Origin of the sequence: Alteromonas sp. a30 (assembly GCF_026788005.1) — a bacterium.
GTDB lineage: Bacteria > Pseudomonadota > Gammaproteobacteria > Enterobacterales > Alteromonadaceae > Paraneptunicella.
The window spans coordinates 14,533-30,003 of sequence record NZ_JABEPE010000020.1; the positions used below are offsets into that span (position 1 = coordinate 14,533).

The window sequence follows — 15,471 nt, forward strand, 5'->3', positions numbered from 1 at the left end:
AGAAATCATTCCGAGTGATTATTAAAAATATCCTATCTCGCGATTTTTTTCACCTGTTTAATGAATAAGTTAGTGCGTTTTAATCATAACGACATTAGCGTTTGACCATCGCATCGTCTGACAATACTATTAAGGGCTTTAACGACTTCAGCAGTATTCGAAACCAAAAGACCATGACGACTCGAAATAATCGCATCGATTTCTCAGCGGTACTCGCCTCCGCGGTGCATGATATGAAAAACTCGTTATGCTTGTTAATGAGGTCTATTGAAGACGTTGGTAACGACACGCCCGCAGGCTCTAAGGAAGCAGAAAAAATAGCAGCTATTCATTATGAAGCATCGAGAATGAATACTAGCCTAGTGCAAATCCTTTCTTTATACCGCGCCGATTTAGACGAACTCCCGCTTAATATTAACGAACACTTTGCTGATGATCTGATCGATGAGCTTCTCGCCAGCAATAAAAATTACATTAATTATAAAAAGGTCTCAATTTCGACAGATGTACAAGAAGGGTTATCGTGGTATTTTGATGCAGCACTCGTCAATGTTTTGCTTAACGATGTGTTGATTAATGCCATGCACTACGGCAATACCAAAATTAATATCTCAGTAAAAGAAAGTGATGGGTATTTAAAAATCTTCATTGAAGATGATGGTCAAGGCTATCCAGAGTCTATGCTTAAGAACACACAAACCAACATGCGAGACTTTGATATTAGTAGCGGCAGAACGGGCCTAGGTCTCTTTTTTGCTAGAATGATTGCAGAAGCGCATGTAAGTGACGATAAAAAAGGAATGATACGACTTTCAAATGGCGGCTCCCTCGGAGGGAGTGTTTTTACCTTGGAATTACCTTAGTATGTCACTGATGTGTCTGGGTAAGCATGACAATTAACAGACGGGACAAAAAAAGCAAATGTTTGCAATAATCATAATATTAATCGTCGCCTTGATTGTGTTAGCCATTATGGTGAACGCTTTTCAGCAGCACAAAGAAAAGGTTGAAGCAGAAAAACGCACAGAATTGTCGAAGCAAAAAGCGATTATTGATGAAACGGAAAATGTCATCATGTCAGCTTCTCAAAGCCAAATCCCAATTTCCCCAATGCTTAACCTTATTCTACTAAAACGCATTCAAGGCGCTTTGAAGTTAACCCATGAGTTAAACCCCAAAACTCCAGAAATCAAACAGCGACTCAATGATATTGCCGAACGAATTAAAATGAACGAAGCTGATGCAGAGAAAAACAAAGCGGCAGCAGCAGATGGCATTAGCCTACCGGATAATGACAAACAAATTATCGTTACCATTCAAAGTTTAAAGAAATTACGTGCTTTACTTAGAACCGAGCACAGTAAAGGAAAAGTTAGCGCACAAGTTTTTATTGGTGAGGATAAACGACTCGATAAAATGCAACTTCGTGTCAACGTCGACACCCTTGCGCGTCGAGCAGACAGCGCTATCCAATCACAGATGATGGGCTCAGCTCGTCAATACTTAGAAAAAGCCATTGTCGCCCTGACTAATTTCTCTACTCAGGATGAATATGTTACTTCCAGAAGGGCCCAGCTTGAGCAACAACTCAGCCAGATTCAAGAAAACCTACGCAACAGCAATGCTGAAGATACCGCTCGTCGTATCGAAGATGAGAGAAATGAATTGGATGAACTGTTTGCTCCAAAGAAAAAATGGTAGAAAGACGCTACTTCTAACTAAATTAGGTTTTTCAAAATCAATTTAATCTAACCACATTTGGTGCTGTACTATCGCGACTTTACGATTGCGTCAACATACTCAAAAATCCATTTGCCGCGACTGATAAAGTCCCTCGTTGTTTTTTAACAACACCAACACACTTTCTAAGCCCACTATGCCTAAGTGCAACACAGGATAGTCCCTTATCGAGCATTTGCTGACGAGTAAGTGCCGGCACCACAGAAATACCAAGTCCCGCAGCTACTAGCTCACCTAATAGAACCAACTGCCCTCCCTCTGCAATAATGTTTAGAACAATATCTCGTTTCGCACAAACGTCATCAATCCATCGGCGCAAGGTCGAGCCTAAGTTCATGGCGATAAAAGGATATTGCTGCACCTGTTGCCATGTCGCACTTTTAACCTCAGCTAACGGATGTTTAGGGGGACAAACAAGTATAAAATCATCTTCAAACAACGGAAAAAACTCGAGCCCTTCCATCGACTCAGATTCAAACGTAATTCCCAACTCGCTGCGCCCTGCTAAGACCGATGCCATCACAAACTCCATTACAATGTCTTGTATCGCAATAGTGATATTTGGATATTGCTCATGAAAAACACGTAAATGCTCTGGCAAAAGTGTGCTTGCAAACGATGGCATCACTGCAATTGAAAGTTTACCTTTTTGCATACTAAACAGATTGTTTAGATCCATGCAGGCTTCTTCCCAGTCCCGTAGCAGACGTTTAGCAACGGGAAAAAACGCCACCCCTTCTGGGGTTAGCTCTACTTTTCTAGTTGAACGACTAAATAAAGCGCCACCTGTGGCTTGCTCTAAATTGCGAATCGCAATTGACAGTGCAGGTTGCGAAAGGTGCATCCGTTCTGCGGCTTCCGCATAGTTACTACAAATAGCAACGTTAACGAATGCGCGAACTTGCTTTAATGAAATATTCAACGCCATATTATTAATATATTTTTTTTATTAATTAAGAAATTAATTTAATTTTACATATTAACAATGGTTTCGAATAATGTTAACAAATTAATAATACTGCGGAGTTAATATGGCAGGTTTCAATAAAGTAGTATCCAGTTATGAAGAGGCCATGCAGGGATTGGCCGACAACATGACCATACTTGCAGGTGGTTTTGGTTTATGTGGTATACCTGAAGGTTTGATAGCTCAAATCAAAAAAATGGGGACAAAAGGGTTAACGATTGTATCGAATAACTGCGGCGTCGACGGATTTGGTTTAGGCATATTGCTGGAAGATCGTCAAATTAAGAAAATGATTTCTTCTTATGTTGGCGAAAACGCTTTATTCGAAAAACAACTCATCGCAGGTGAGTTAGAGGTGGAACTGACTCCCCAAGGCACATTAGCAGAAAGAATGCGAGCTGGCGGTGCAGGTATTCCTGGTTTTTATACGGCAACTGGCTACGGAACGCCTGTAGCAGAAGGCAAAGAAGTCAAAGAGTTCAATGGTCGAAACTACATCTTAGAAGAAGGCATTGTTGGCGATTTTGCAATCGTAAAAGCGTGGAAGGCCGACACTTTCGGCAACTGCATTTATAAAGACACCTCAATGAACTTTAACCCCTTGGCAGCAACTGCGGGTAAAATTACCGTGGTCGAAGTAGAAGAAATTGTTGAGCCCGGTCAACTCAAACCCTCTGAGATTCAAACCCAAGGCATCTACGTTGATCGTGTTATTAAAGGTACGTTCGAAAAACGTATTGAACGTCGTGTAACTCGTGAAGCATAAGGAGAATAACCATGGCACTAAGTAGAGAACAAATCGCAATGCGCGTTGCCCAAGAGTTTAGCGATGGCAACTATGTGAACTTAGGTATTGGTATTCCAACCTTAGCAGCAAATTATGTTCCTGAAGGCATCTCCGTCATGATGCATTCAGAAAACGGACTATTGGGAATGGGGCCTTATCCAACAGAGGATCAGGTTGATCCTGATATGATTAACGCTGGCAAGGAAACCGTAACCGCTATCACTGGCGCTTCTATTTTTGAATCGGCTCAGAGTTTTGCGATGATTCGCGGCGGTCACGTTGATATTACTGTACTAGGCGCTTTTGAGGTCGATGTAAAAGGCAATATCGCCTCTTGGATGATCCCGGGTAAATTGGTAAAAGGCATGGGTGGAGCGATGGATTTAGTTGCTGGCGCACAAAACATCATCGTGACCATGACTCACGCCAACAAGAACGGCGAATCAAAACTATTAAAAGCCTGTACTTTGCCATTAACCGGTGTGAACTGTATCACTCGTATCATTACAGACTTGGCAGTTCTTGAAGTAAAAGATAATGCATTCTGGTTAAAAGAGCGTGCTCCCGGTGTTAGCGTAGAAGAAATTCGCTCGAAAACGGAAGGCGAACTTATTGTTGAAGGCGATGTACCGGAAATGCAATTTAACTGAGTTTAAATATTTGATGAGCTCTGCTAGCTCAAAATAGAAAAGCCTCACCTGCTCTTCTCAGGTGAGGCTTTTTATACATTGTCAAAAATTGTAAAGCTTACGTCAGATCAAACAACCTCTAAGTAGCGCATCGCTTACATAGAGTAGTATAAGGCAAAACTCGTAATCTATCCGGTTCTATTGGTTTACCACAATCCAAACACTTACCATATTTACCGCAATCTAATAGATGCAATGCCTTCGTAATCTGTTCCAGCTCTAATACAGCTTCCTTTTGTAGCGCACTAAGCACTTCATCATTTTCGGATTCAACTGCCAGCTCTTCGAAGTCGTCATCCCTTTCTTGAGCAAAATCCGCATCAATCATTGAGACCCTGCGCTGCAAGCGCTTTTGTTTACCTAACAAAATTTCTCTAGTTTGATTAGTATTCATAGCGTTAAGACCATTTGTGATTTCAGCGTACCTTATACCAGCCACTAAAATTACATTTTGATCTACCGCAAATCCGTTTTAAAACAACTTTAACCCTTTAGATCAGCCCATCCATTAAGCTGATATTCCTCTTTCACCATCGTGCTGGAGGCGTCCGCCTCTATGAACAGCCGTAAGGTTAGTCTAACGATTCACTATTATCCGTAGTTATAATAATACCTACTTATTTAGAGTAATAATTATCTCTAAAAATGTAGTCGCTAGAACATGAATCGAAAATACCCGATATTGGGAGCAAATGGATTACTGATTAAATGCTTCATCCTTGGGCAACTGACACGTATAATCAGCGCCAATTAAATTGTAATGAGCATAATAGTGTTATTTTCTGACCTCCCTTTAGATCGTCGCCTACAAAAAATTCTCGAAGAAAAGAAGTTTTCTGATGTTACCGCTGTTCAACAACAAGCAATCCCTCATGGCCTGATGGGTAAAGACTTGCTGGTTTCTTCTAAAACGGGGTCAGGAAAGACATTGGCATTTTTAATCCCCGCCTTGCAAAAAGTGCTCACGCAAAAGTCTTTAAGCAAACGTGATGCACGAGTATTGGTTCTCGCCCCTACGCGTGAACTAGCAAAGCAAGTTTTCAATGAGTTGTTGCCTTTTACCAAACCCACGGGGTTAAAAGCGGCTTTGTTAGTCGGTGGAGAAAACTACAACGACCAAGCAAAAGTATTGAGCAAGAATCCGGCTTTTGTAGTTGGAACTCCGGGTCGCGTTACCGATCATCTTTTTGGTCGCTCATTATTTTTAAACGGGTTAGAACTGCTGATTTTTGATGAAGCCGACCGCATGTTAGATTTAGGCTTTAAAGCCCAATTAACCGCTATCAATAAAGCCGCAGATCACCGCAAACGCCAAACATTGATGTTCTCTGCCACCTTGCATAGTGCGCTTATCAACGACTTTACCGGCGAGTTACAGAAAAAACCGTATAAGATTGATATTGATGCTAGCGATCAGGCAAACGAAGATATTCAGCAAAACTTTATTTTCGCAGACAATGTTGATCATAAAGACAACCTACTTGATGCCTTATTAAAGCAAGAAACCTTCGAGCAAGTGATAATCTTCTCTGCAACACGAGAAGATACCGGTCGTTTAGCCTCACTTTGCGAAAAATGGGGCTTCAAAAGTGCGGCGTTAAGCGGCGATTTATTGCAATCGCAACGCGCTTCAATCATGCAAAGCTTTGCCTCAAAACAACAACAAATTTTAGTGACTACCGACGTCGCTTCACGAGGTTTGGATATTCCAACAGTATCATTAGTGGTTAATTTTGACTTACCCAAAACAGCCGATGAATACATCCACCGAATTGGAAGAACAGGCCGTTCTGGCAATATCGGTCACGCGTTCTCGCTAATTGGCCCAAGGGATTGGAACAGCTTTGAAAAACTAAAAGCGCAGCTAAAACAAGATTTTGCTTTCACGCAACTTGAAGGACTTTCTGCAACATTTTCCGGTAAAAAACCTCCAGAATCCCCTTGGAAGAGAAAAGCAAGAACAACGGCGAAAAAGGATGATCAATCGCTAGAAAAACCCACCAAGAAAACCGTTCGCGTTAAGACAATGGAAGGCAAAGATGTAGGCGATGCGCCGATTATGCGACGCAAAAAGCCGTTGCCGCCGGAGCCTGAACAAGACGATATTGATGATATAGACGAGGAAATCTAAATATCTGTTCCAAATTAACAATCAGCTACGGGCTTATATGAGTGCCTACATGGAAGTATATTCACGGCGAGTTTGCGATAAATCTCTGTAGAAGTAACTGACAATTACGTCCCACTATTTAGGTCGTATTCTCTGTTACAGTTAAGCATCAAAAAAGGCGCTCATCTTTCAATGAACGCCTTTTTCTATATTCACGCTAGGCATTTAAAATGCCTATTGATTAAAAGCCTTAACTTACAGCGCACCTTCCAATTCAGGTAACACTTCAAATAAATCGCCAACTAGGCCGTAATCCGCCACTTGGAAGATAGGCGCTTCTTCGTCCTTGTTGATAGCCACAATCACTTTAGAGTCTTTCATGCCTGCCAAGTGTTGAATGGCACCAGAAATACCTACAGCGATATAAAGCTGCGGCGCAACCACTTTACCGGTTTGACCGACTTGCATATCGTTTGGTACAAAGCCTGCGTCAACTGCCGCGCGCGATGCACCAATGGCAGCACCGAGCTTATCCGCAATACCTTCAAGTAGCTTGAAGTTGTCGCCGTTTTGCATACCGCGACCACCAGAAATAATCACATTGGCAGCGGTTAATTCAGGGCGCTCAGACTTGGTTAACTCTTGAGAGACAAACTTCACTTTATCACTGATTTTAACCACGTCACTTGCTTTGATTGTTGCACTTCCGCCTTCTGCGGCGGCATCAAACGCACTGGCTCGTACCGTAATCACTTTAACAGCATCGGCGCTCTGTACGGTTGCAATTGCATTACCAGCATAAATTGGACGCTGGAATGTATCTGCGCTTTCTACCGCAATGATGTCTGAGATTTGTGCAACATCTAACATTGCCGCAACTCGTGGCATGAAGTTTTTGCCTGTTGTTGTTGCTGCTGCAAGAATATGACTATAACCATCGGCAACAGCTAACACTAGGTCAGCTACATTTTCTGCAAGTTGGTCTGTATACGCTGCATTATCGGCCACAATCACTTTTGCAACGCCGTCAATTTGGGCTGCTTGCTCTGCAACACTTTGGCAAGCCTCGCCAGCGACTAACATATGAACATCACCGCCCATTTGTTGTGCAGCGTTAACTAATTTGTAGGACTCAGCTTTTAGGTGCTGGTTGTCGTGTTCTGCATAAACCAAAATAGCCATTTAGATCACCTTCGCTTCGTTTTTCAATTTTTCGACCAATTCTGCTACATCAGCTACTTTCACACCACCTTCACGTTGGCTTGGTGCGGCAACTTTCAATGTTGTGACTTTAGACGCCAACTCAACACCAAAATCTGCTGCCGTTTTCACATCAATAGGCTTACGCTTGGCTTTCATGATGTTAGGTAAAGATGCGTAACGAGGTTCGTTCAAACGAAGGTCGGTAGTCACGATAGCAGGAAGTTGCAACTCAATGGTTTGCAAACCACCATCGATTTCACGCGTTACTTGCACACTTTCGCCTTCAAGTTTCACTTCAGAAGCAAATGTACCTTGTGGCATACCTGTTAGCGCAGACAACATTTGACCGGTTTGGTTGTTGTCTGAATCAATAGCTTGTTTACCTAAAATGGTCATTTGAGGCGCTTCTTGCTCTATCACCTTGGCAAGCAACTTGGCCACTTGCAGAGAGTCTAAGTTTTCGTCGGTTTCAATATGAATACCACGGTCAGCGCCTAATGCTAGTGCAGTACGAAGTTGTTCCTGACAGCTTTTATCACCAATAGAAACCACCACGACTTCTTCTGCCTTTCCTTGCTCTTTAAGGCGTACCGCTTCTTCAACCGCAATTTCACAAAATGGGTTAATCGACATTTTGGTGTTAGCTAAATCAACACCAGAGTTGTCAGGTTTCACCCTTACCTTGACGTTATAATCAATAACTCGTTTTACCGGTACTAATACTTTCATCATTACCCCTGTATATGACGCGAATCGTATAAAAAACGTAAGTATACGAAATGGCGTCTTGTGCAGTTAGACGTTGACAATTAAAATCTGCAAGCAATCTACTTGCTGTTTACGTAAACGTCAACCTGAAAGGCCAAAATCGACGGTGAAAAGCCGTTAAAATCTTCATTTTCAGGTAATTTTTGTTCACGCCTTTTATTTCTTTTACAGTGTGAACAAATACGCATTTTCATTAATAAAGAATATTTAATCGTGTATTTGACATCCATTTGACCCAAAATACACTGTTCCAAGAAATAGCAGGCAAATCTTTAATATAAGTAAATGTGATTTGATAGTTACAGCAATTCAGGCAAGTTAACGGCGCAACACAACTTTCGGGGCGTAGAACAAAAACAATCGGAGGATATTCCTGTGCAGCGAGAAGCGATGGAATTTGACGTAGTCATTGTTGGAGCAGGTCCAGCTGGCTTATCAACCGCATGTAAAATCATGCAATTAGCAAATGAGAACGACACAGAATTAATGGTATGCGTGGTTGAAAAAGGCTCAGAAGTCGGCGCACATATTTTATCAGGGGCCGTATTTGATCCTCGTGCCATGCAGGAATTATTTCCCGACTGGAAAGAAAAAGGCGCGCCACTCAATACACCTGTCACCGAGGATCACATCTACCTACTGAAAAACGAAAACGATTCGACTCGCCTTCCCAACGTTATCACTCCGAAAACCATGCATAACGAAGGCAATTACATTGTCAGCATGGGTAATGTGTGCCGCTGGTTAGCAGAACAGGCCGAAGCGCTAGGCGTTGAAATATTTCCGGGCTTCCCAGCATCAGAATTGTTATACAACGATGATGGTTCAATTGCCGGTGTGATTACGGGTGATATGGGTATTGGTGTAGATGGTGAACCAAAAGATAGCTTTATGCCCGGCATGGAACTTAGAGCGAAACATACTGTATTTGCCGAAGGTTGCCGTGGGCATTTAGGAAAAGAATTAATAAGTAAGTTTAATTTAGACAAAGATTCATCCCCTCAACATTATGCCATTGGATTTAAAGAAATTTGGGATATTCCTGCTGAGCAACATCAAGAAGGTTTAGTGGTTCACTCTGCGGGGTGGCCATTAAATGATGAGACCGGTGGTGCTTATCTGTATCACGCTGAAAATAACCAAGTGTTTGTTGGGCTCATTGTCGACCTTGGTTATACCAACCCTCATTTAAGTCCGTTTGATGAATTTCAACGCATGAAACACCACCCAGTGTTTAAGCAATATTTAAAAGATGGAAAAAGAATTTCTTACGGGGCAAGAGCAATCGCTAAAGGCGGGTTTAATTCTTTACCTAACATGACTTTCCCTGGCGGCATTCTTGTGGGTTGTAATGCTGGTACCCTTAATTTCTCGAAAATTAAAGGCAATCACACCGCAATGAAGTCGGGCATGCTAGCCGCTGAAAGCATTTTTGAAGCACTTAAAACGGATGCGGCCGAACTTAACCATGATGAGCGTTTTAAAGGTTCTTGGTTGAACGAAGAGCTTTATAACTCACGTAACTTTGGCCCAGCAATTCACAAATTTGGTTCATTTTGGGGCGGTGCATTTAACACAATCGATCAAAATATTTTCGGTGGAAAACTCCCTGTTAATTTAAAAGACAATTCTTTGGATTATGCCAATTTAAAAGAGGCCTCCCAAGCCACTAAAATCGAATATCCTAAACCTGATGGGGTGTTGAGTTTTGATAAATTATCATCTGTATATTTATCGAACACTAACCATGAAGAAGATCAACCGTGTCATTTGAAATTAGCTAACAACGAAATCCCAATTACCGTAAATTTGGCAAAATATGATGAGCCTGCTCAGCGCTATTGCCCTGCGGGTGTTTATGAAATTGTTAAAGATGACTCTGAAAATCCTCAACTTCAAATCAATGCGCAAAACTGTATACATTGTAAAACTTGTGATATCAAAGATCCGAGTCAAAATATTAAATGGATAACACCGGAAGGAACCGGGGGACCAAATTATCCAAATATGTAAAATTTAAAAAATAAAAAGCGGCACAGCCGCTTTTTTATTGCATCTTTTTTAATATAATTATATTTTATTAATACACTTAAATTTAAATTTCACTTATTATTTTCTAACTCGGGGAAAAAAACATGTCTGAATTTTTGCAGATATTGACACATGGGCGTCGTTTGCAAGGTGCAGTGAAAGATTTATCCAGTGAAGAATTGGAAGAAGTTATGGCTAAATTAGCCTCAATTATTGAGTCAAAAAAAGATAAAGAAAAAGAAGAAAAGAAAGTTCAGGCTGAGAAACAAGCTAAAATTGTTCAAATTCAAGAACAGTTAAAAGCAGCGGGCTTAAGCCTTGATGATCTTAACGAGTCAGAACTTATTTCTAAGATTGGCAAATCTGGTAAAAAGCGTCCTGTGAAGTATAAATTAGTCGATAGTAACGGCGAACCACACTTCTGGACGGGTATTGGTAGAATGCCAAAAATCTTTTCTGAAGCGCTAAGCAACGGTATTGAATTAGACGAATTTAAAATCTAGTCTAATCGTGCATCGTTAAGGTACTGGCCTAGGTCGGTACCTTTTCTATTTCTAAGGAATACATCCTCCTAACGCGTGTCTCGCCCCTATCCTCAAGATCCCCCCTAATCCAAATACTATTTACTGTTCCTAATCCAACCCATTCTCAGCAATTAATCGCACCATAACAGCCCTGAGAGCTTTTAAACTCTACCCCTATAAACTTCCATACTCTTTTCACTCAATGCAGTAGAAGGCGTTGAGAGCGTCATTTAAGGCTTTATCCTGCCCACTAAAACACTAATTACTCATTTTCATAGCCTCTCATAACAGGCTCTTAACGTTATTTACGCATCAGATTACGACAAAATATCGTTATTATTTGTTATCGATATAAATAAAATGATTTAGATATAATGCGTAATTATCACAGAATGTAACAGAGTTTATCCTCACATTCTTTAAGCTATAAAATGGTTATTGCTCATTTCAAATTTTTATCCATAAAGATAGTCCTATGGTCAGCCTAATAAAGTTATCTGCCAACTTAGTTTGCTTATACGAGTTACAATTTTATCTGAATAGTTTGAAGCAAATAAAAACATTTTATTTACAAATCAGAAATACTGATTGCGTTGTTTTCCAATAATAGGTACTAGTAAGTATCATTAGTCATACATTTTCATACAAAAAATACCTTCTACTTAACAGGATAATTCTCCTTTTAAGGATGCAGATCAGCTAAAGTATTTACACTGACGCTAGAGCTAGTTGAAAGAATGAATCATATAGTAGAAAAAATTATCCATGAGATAGGGAATGTTGTTGTCGGTAAGCAAGAGCAAATCAGACTCGCGCTCAGTTGTTTATTATGTAACGGGCACTTACTGATTGAAGATCTTCCCGGCATGGGAAAAACAACCTTATCGCATTCATTAGCCAAAACACTCGGATTAATGTTTAGCCGCGTACAGTTTACTTCAGACCTTTTACCTGCCGACATTTTAGGTGTAAATATCTTCGACAATCAAAAAACACAATTCCAATTTCATCCTGGTCCTATCTTTACCAACCTCCTTTTAGCAGATGAAATTAACCGCTCTAATCCAAAAACACAGAGCGCTTTGCTAGAAGCGATGGAGGAAAAACAAGTCACTATTGATGGCGAGACACATCCACTCCCAACCCCTTTTATCGTTATTGCAACGCAAAACCCGATGTATCAATCGGGTACTTATGCGCTTCCAGAATCACAGTTAGACCGTTTTTTAATGCGCATTCATTTAGGTTATCCAGATTGGCAGTCGGAAAAGAGAATGCTTGAAGGAGATACTTCCTTACAATTATCAGCATTAACACAATGCATTACCCCAACAGAATTTAACGATATGCAACAGCGTATTAGGCGTATAGAAGCCTCTGCCGCCATTTTTGACTATATTTTGAAGTTAGTTACATTAACGCGTGAATCCGACGCCTTTCCCAACTCACTCTCACCTAGGGCCAGCAAAGCTATTCTGGCAGCGAGCCGAGCATGGGCTTTCATATCGGGAAGGGATTACGTGATTCCAGAAGATGTACAAGCAATATTGCCTGCGGTAGCGGAGCATAGAATCCGAAGCACGAGTTCCGATATAAATAGCCAACAACCTCTTACACAGCTGTTACTCGAAGAAATTGACCCTCTCGCGGCTTAGAGCACTGCCATGAATAGCTTCACACTTTGGAATAAACGAATGTTGATGTGGTTGGATAAACGCATTCCTTCAGAACGTAAGTTTCAGCTTGGCATGGATAGCATTTTCATTTTTCCCTCAAAGTTTGGCGTTTTATTTATTGGCTTATGTATCGGGCTCTTTATCTTAGGCAGTAACTACAGTAACAATTTACTGCTTTTACTCTGCTTCTTTTTGGTCTCATTATTTCTTATCAATCTCACGGCCAGCTACAGCAACTTTTCAAAAATTCAGCTCCAGATCGGACGCATTCATCCGATTTTTGCTGGTGAAGAGTCAACTTTTCCTATCTGGTTTAGCCACGTAAGCGAAGATGAAAGCCAGTTGCCTTATAAGGGAAAAATATACTTAAAACGTTTTCAGCAAAAAACACACACCACATTTGACCCTGCCCACGCAACTAATCCCATTAACCTTGCTTTTGGAGAATTGCCCCGAGGAAAGCATTCAATTCCGCGAATTACGGTAGAAAGCTATTATCCCCTTGGTCTGTATCGATGCTGGACCCACTTGAAATTTAAAGGAGAAGTGATTGTTTACCCGAAACCGCTTCCACTCTCACACTTTCCCATCCTGAGTGGACATGCTAATTCAGAGACCTCTGGAGCCAAGAGTCAACAGGGACAAGAAGACTTCGAAACACTAACCAGTTATCGCCAAGGCGACCCAATGCATAGAATTGCTTGGAAGCTGGTTGCAAAAAGACAAGCTCTTGTTAGCAAGCAATTTTCAACTCCTTTAAGCGAAACGCTTTGGCTGTCTCTAAACCAAATGCCCACTCGTAATATTGAAGAAGCACTTAGTTATTTATGTTGGCTGGTAAATGAATGTCATAAATCAGAGGTTCGTTATGGGCTTCACCTTGGTAACACCAGCATTGAACCGCAAAATGGTGCAGCCCACCGAGAGGCCTGTTTACATGCGCTAGCGTTATACCCAAATGAGCGTAGTTCATGACACGCACTCAAAATCGAGCTCATCTATTCCTAAGCCTATCGCTACTCATCATCACCTTTACGCTAGGTGAACCTTTGTTGTTATGGGTTCAAATATTAATGGCCTGTGCAGTAGCGATGCGACTCTTTCTTTTTTTCAATGTGCATAAGCATTTACCCAGCATTCGTACCATTAACTTATTAGCGGTGCTCAGTGCTATTGGCCTAGCCTATTCAGGTTGGCACCTTGGTTTATTACTGGGAATGATCAATTTACTTGCAATGGGCTGCGCTTTGAAGCTCATGACAATGCGACGTTATCAAGATTACTTTGGTTTAATTGTTGCGACCTTTTTCCTCATTTTCTGTGGTTTTATATTTCAACAAACCCCGTTATTTACCTTTTTGTATAGCGTTACAATCTTACTGTTACTAACGTCATTGATTTATCACACGGCCCCTCATGCTCGCCTCTCTCATCAGTTGAAAGTCATTGGGATTCAATGTTTACAGGCGCTTCCAATCACCGCTCTGTTATTTTTAATCATCCCTCAAATTGAACCCTTATGGAGAATGCCCACAGGAAAAAGCGCAGAAACAGGGCTAAGCGAAACTGTCACCCCCGGAGATATTGCAAACTTGTCACAGTCTTCTGATTTAGCGTTCAGAGCAACGTTTTCCGGTGACATTCCACCTCCAGAAGAACGTTACTGGCGAGCATTAGTGTTGGAAGATTTTGATGGTAGCACTTGGCGAATATCACCTCAGCGCAAACAGGCTAAAGCCTTGAACAAACAATTAAACTTGGGTTTCACTCCCGAGCTTAAAGGCCCTTATTATCAGTATGAAGTCATCGCAGAACCAGTATCACAACCTTGGTTGTATAGTTTGGACATCGCACAAAGCAAGGATAAACAACTTTGGTTATCTCAAGATTATCAATTACAAAGAGAAACTGGCGCACAAGGTCAATTCAAGTATCAAGTCAACGCCTACTATCAATCACCCTTATATTCAGCAAACGCTGCGTTCGACAAACTACTAAACCTACAAACACCAAACAATAGCAACCCTAAAACCAAGAAATGGGTCCGATCGCTTCGCCAAAAGCACACAAACGATGCCGATTTTATTCATGCTGTAAAAGCGCATTTTGTGCGAGGAGATTACCGCTATACGCTTCAGCCTATCGCGATGCCAACCAACGCCATTGATACATTATTATTCGATTCACAAGCAGGTTTTTGTGCTCATTATGCCAGTGCAATGGCGTTCATTATGCGAGAAGCAGGTATTCCCGCCAGAATGGTTACAGGTTATTTAGGTGGCGAAACTCGCGGTGAGAATTACATGAGTGTGTATCAATACGATGCTCATGCATGGGTTGAAATTTGGCGAGAGCAAACAGGCTGGCAGCGCTTAGATCCTACCGCGCTTGTTTCACCAGAAAGGATATTACACGGATTAGAAGTTGCGGTTGCCCACGAAAATACGTTCTTACTGGGCTCCCCCTTTTCTCTCGCCAAGCTCAAAGATATAGCTTGGCTCGGTCAACTACGTGATTTGATGGAAAATGTCGATTATTTATGGAGTCGATGGTTACTTGGATTTGACCAAGAAAAGCAGGTGTCCTTATTTGCGTCTATTTTAGGTAGCTTATCGCCGTATAGAATTATGGCACTAACGATAAGTACATTATTTTGTATTGGCATTCTGCTGGTCGCCTTTCAATATCGAATTTGGTTTCCCAAAATCAACGACCCACTATTACATCATTATCATTTGTTAATTGATTCCATGACAAAGAAAGGGTTTCATAAAGAAAAGTCGCAAGCAGCAATAACTTATGCAGAAGCCATTTTAAAACAAAGCAACGATGAATTTGCTAAGGAGTTTATGAGGTTAACTCATCTATTTGTACAATTACGCTATGCGAATAATGCAAATACAGATAAGGAAATCAGCGCTTTTAAACAGCAAGTGAAGCATTTCAAAAAGCGCTTTAAATAACGAGCGTATCCGT

General features: G+C 41.2%; 14 protein-coding genes. 10 read left to right on the plus strand and 4 right to left on the minus strand.

Annotated features, from left to right (window positions below; translation table 11 throughout):
* Positions 1–173: 173 nt before the first annotated feature.
* Together HJG39_RS16205 and HJG39_RS16210 are read left to right on the plus strand one after the other, a co-directional pair.
* Positions 174–863 carry a sensor histidine kinase gene (locus tag HJG39_RS16205; RefSeq protein WP_268410845.1) on the plus strand — a complete coding sequence of 230 codons (690 nt, stop codon included), beginning with the start codon at positions 174–176 and terminating at the stop codon, positions 861–863.
* A 58-nt stretch (positions 864–921) separates the two neighbouring features.
* Complete coding sequence (locus tag HJG39_RS16210; RefSeq protein ID WP_268410689.1) at positions 922–1,701, plus strand: hypothetical protein; 780 nt, start codon at positions 922–924, stop codon at positions 1,699–1,701.
* Between the two features lie 79 nt (positions 1,702–1,780).
* Here the strand turns inward: HJG39_RS16210 and HJG39_RS16215 are convergent, their stop codons facing one another.
* Complete coding sequence (locus HJG39_RS16215) at positions 1,781–2,668, minus strand: LysR family transcriptional regulator (RefSeq protein WP_326849271.1); 888 nt, start codon at positions 2,666–2,668, stop codon at positions 1,781–1,783.
* 103 nt (positions 2,669–2,771) lie between these two features.
* Between HJG39_RS16215 and HJG39_RS16220 the strand changes: the two genes are divergently transcribed.
* Together HJG39_RS16220 and HJG39_RS16225 are read left to right on the plus strand one after the other, a co-directional pair.
* Entirely contained in the window at positions 2,772–3,473 is a 702-nt protein-coding gene (locus HJG39_RS16220) for a CoA transferase subunit A (protein ID WP_268410692.1), read from the plus strand.
* Positions 3,474–3,484: 11 nt separating this feature from the next.
* Positions 3,485–4,144 (plus strand): CoA transferase subunit B, encoded by a 660-nt coding sequence (locus HJG39_RS16225; RefSeq protein WP_268410695.1) that lies wholly within the window; start codon positions 3,485–3,487, stop codon positions 4,142–4,144.
* 118 nt (positions 4,145–4,262) lie between these two features.
* On the opposite strand, the gene HJG39_RS16230 is transcribed toward HJG39_RS16225, so the two are convergent.
* Positions 4,263–4,577 (minus strand): TraR/DksA family transcriptional regulator, encoded by a 315-nt coding sequence (locus HJG39_RS16230; RefSeq protein WP_268410698.1) that lies wholly within the window; start codon positions 4,575–4,577, stop codon positions 4,263–4,265.
* A 378-nt stretch (positions 4,578–4,955) separates the two neighbouring features.
* On the opposite strand from HJG39_RS16230, the gene HJG39_RS16235 reads away from it, so the two are divergent.
* Positions 4,956–6,314 carry a DEAD/DEAH box helicase gene (locus HJG39_RS16235; protein ID WP_268410701.1) on the plus strand — a complete coding sequence of 453 codons (1,359 nt, stop codon included), beginning with the start codon at positions 4,956–4,958 and terminating at the stop codon, positions 6,312–6,314.
* Between the two features lie 234 nt (positions 6,315–6,548).
* On the opposite strand, the gene HJG39_RS16240 is transcribed toward HJG39_RS16235, so the two are convergent.
* Positions 6,549–7,475, minus strand: coding sequence for an electron transfer flavoprotein subunit alpha/FixB family protein (locus HJG39_RS16240; protein WP_268410703.1), 927 nt, complete (start codon positions 7,473–7,475; stop codon positions 6,549–6,551).
* On the minus strand, positions 7,476–8,225 hold the full coding sequence (locus HJG39_RS16245) for an electron transfer flavoprotein subunit beta/FixA family protein (protein WP_268410706.1): 750 nt from the start codon (positions 8,223–8,225) through the stop codon (positions 7,476–7,478).
* A 414-nt stretch (positions 8,226–8,639) separates the two neighbouring features.
* Here HJG39_RS16245 and HJG39_RS16250 point away from each other — a divergent pair, with 414 nt between their 5' ends.
* The 5 genes from HJG39_RS16250 (at position 8,640) to HJG39_RS16270 (ending at position 15,458) form a co-directional block, all read left to right on the plus strand.
* Positions 8,640–10,277: an electron transfer flavoprotein-ubiquinone oxidoreductase gene (locus HJG39_RS16250; RefSeq protein ID WP_268410710.1), complete on the plus strand. Its 1,638-nt coding sequence runs from the start codon at positions 8,640–8,642 to the stop codon at positions 10,275–10,277.
* 122 nt (positions 10,278–10,399) lie between these two features.
* Positions 10,400–10,798 carry an H-NS family histone-like protein gene (locus HJG39_RS16255; RefSeq protein ID WP_268410712.1) on the plus strand — a complete coding sequence of 133 codons (399 nt, stop codon included), beginning with the start codon at positions 10,400–10,402 and terminating at the stop codon, positions 10,796–10,798.
* Positions 10,799–11,556: 758 nt separating this feature from the next.
* Positions 11,557–12,474, plus strand: coding sequence for an AAA family ATPase (locus HJG39_RS16260; RefSeq protein WP_268410715.1), 918 nt, complete (start codon positions 11,557–11,559; stop codon positions 12,472–12,474).
* Positions 12,475–12,483: 9 nt separating this feature from the next.
* Complete coding sequence (locus tag HJG39_RS16265; RefSeq protein ID WP_268410717.1) at positions 12,484–13,470, plus strand: DUF58 domain-containing protein; 987 nt, start codon at positions 12,484–12,486, stop codon at positions 13,468–13,470.
* On the plus strand, positions 13,467–15,458 hold the full coding sequence (locus HJG39_RS16270; RefSeq protein ID WP_268410720.1) for a transglutaminase family protein: 1,992 nt from the start codon (positions 13,467–13,469) through the stop codon (positions 15,456–15,458). The genes HJG39_RS16265 and HJG39_RS16270 overlap by 4 nt, the downstream gene beginning before the upstream one ends.
* The last annotated feature ends 13 nt before the right edge of the window (positions 15,459–15,471 follow it).

What these genes read in the sequence shown, in the direction of transcription:
- HJG39_RS16260 (WP_268410715.1), top strand. Translation starts at nt 11,557, where the DNA reads ATGAATCATATAGTAGAAAAAATTATCCATGAGATAGGGAATGTTGTT.
- HJG39_RS16210 (WP_268410689.1), top strand. Translation starts at nt 922, where the DNA reads ATGTTTGCAATAATCATAATATTAATCGTCGCCTTGATTGTGTTAGCC.
- HJG39_RS16225 (WP_268410695.1), top strand. Translation starts at nt 3,485, where the DNA reads ATGGCACTAAGTAGAGAACAAATCGCAATGCGCGTTGCCCAAGAGTTT.
- HJG39_RS16205 (WP_268410845.1), top strand. Translation starts at nt 174, where the DNA reads ATGACGACTCGAAATAATCGCATCGATTTCTCAGCGGTACTCGCCTCC.
- HJG39_RS16245 (WP_268410706.1), bottom strand. Translation starts at nt 8,225, where the DNA reads ATGAAAGTATTAGTACCGGTAAAACGAGTTATTGATTATAACGTCAAG.
- HJG39_RS16220 (WP_268410692.1), top strand. Translation starts at nt 2,772, where the DNA reads ATGGCAGGTTTCAATAAAGTAGTATCCAGTTATGAAGAGGCCATGCAG.
- HJG39_RS16240 (WP_268410703.1), bottom strand. Translation starts at nt 7,475, where the DNA reads ATGGCTATTTTGGTTTATGCAGAACACGACAACCAGCACCTAAAAGCT.
- HJG39_RS16265 (WP_268410717.1), top strand. Translation starts at nt 12,484, where the DNA reads ATGAATAGCTTCACACTTTGGAATAAACGAATGTTGATGTGGTTGGAT.
- HJG39_RS16230 (WP_268410698.1), bottom strand. Translation starts at nt 4,577, where the DNA reads ATGAATACTAATCAAACTAGAGAAATTTTGTTAGGTAAACAAAAGCGC.
- HJG39_RS16255 (WP_268410712.1), top strand. Translation starts at nt 10,400, where the DNA reads ATGTCTGAATTTTTGCAGATATTGACACATGGGCGTCGTTTGCAAGGT.
- HJG39_RS16270 (WP_268410720.1), top strand. Translation starts at nt 13,467, where the DNA reads ATGACACGCACTCAAAATCGAGCTCATCTATTCCTAAGCCTATCGCTA.
- HJG39_RS16215 (WP_326849271.1), bottom strand. Translation starts at nt 2,668, where the DNA reads ATGGCGTTGAATATTTCATTAAAGCAAGTTCGCGCATTCGTTAACGTT.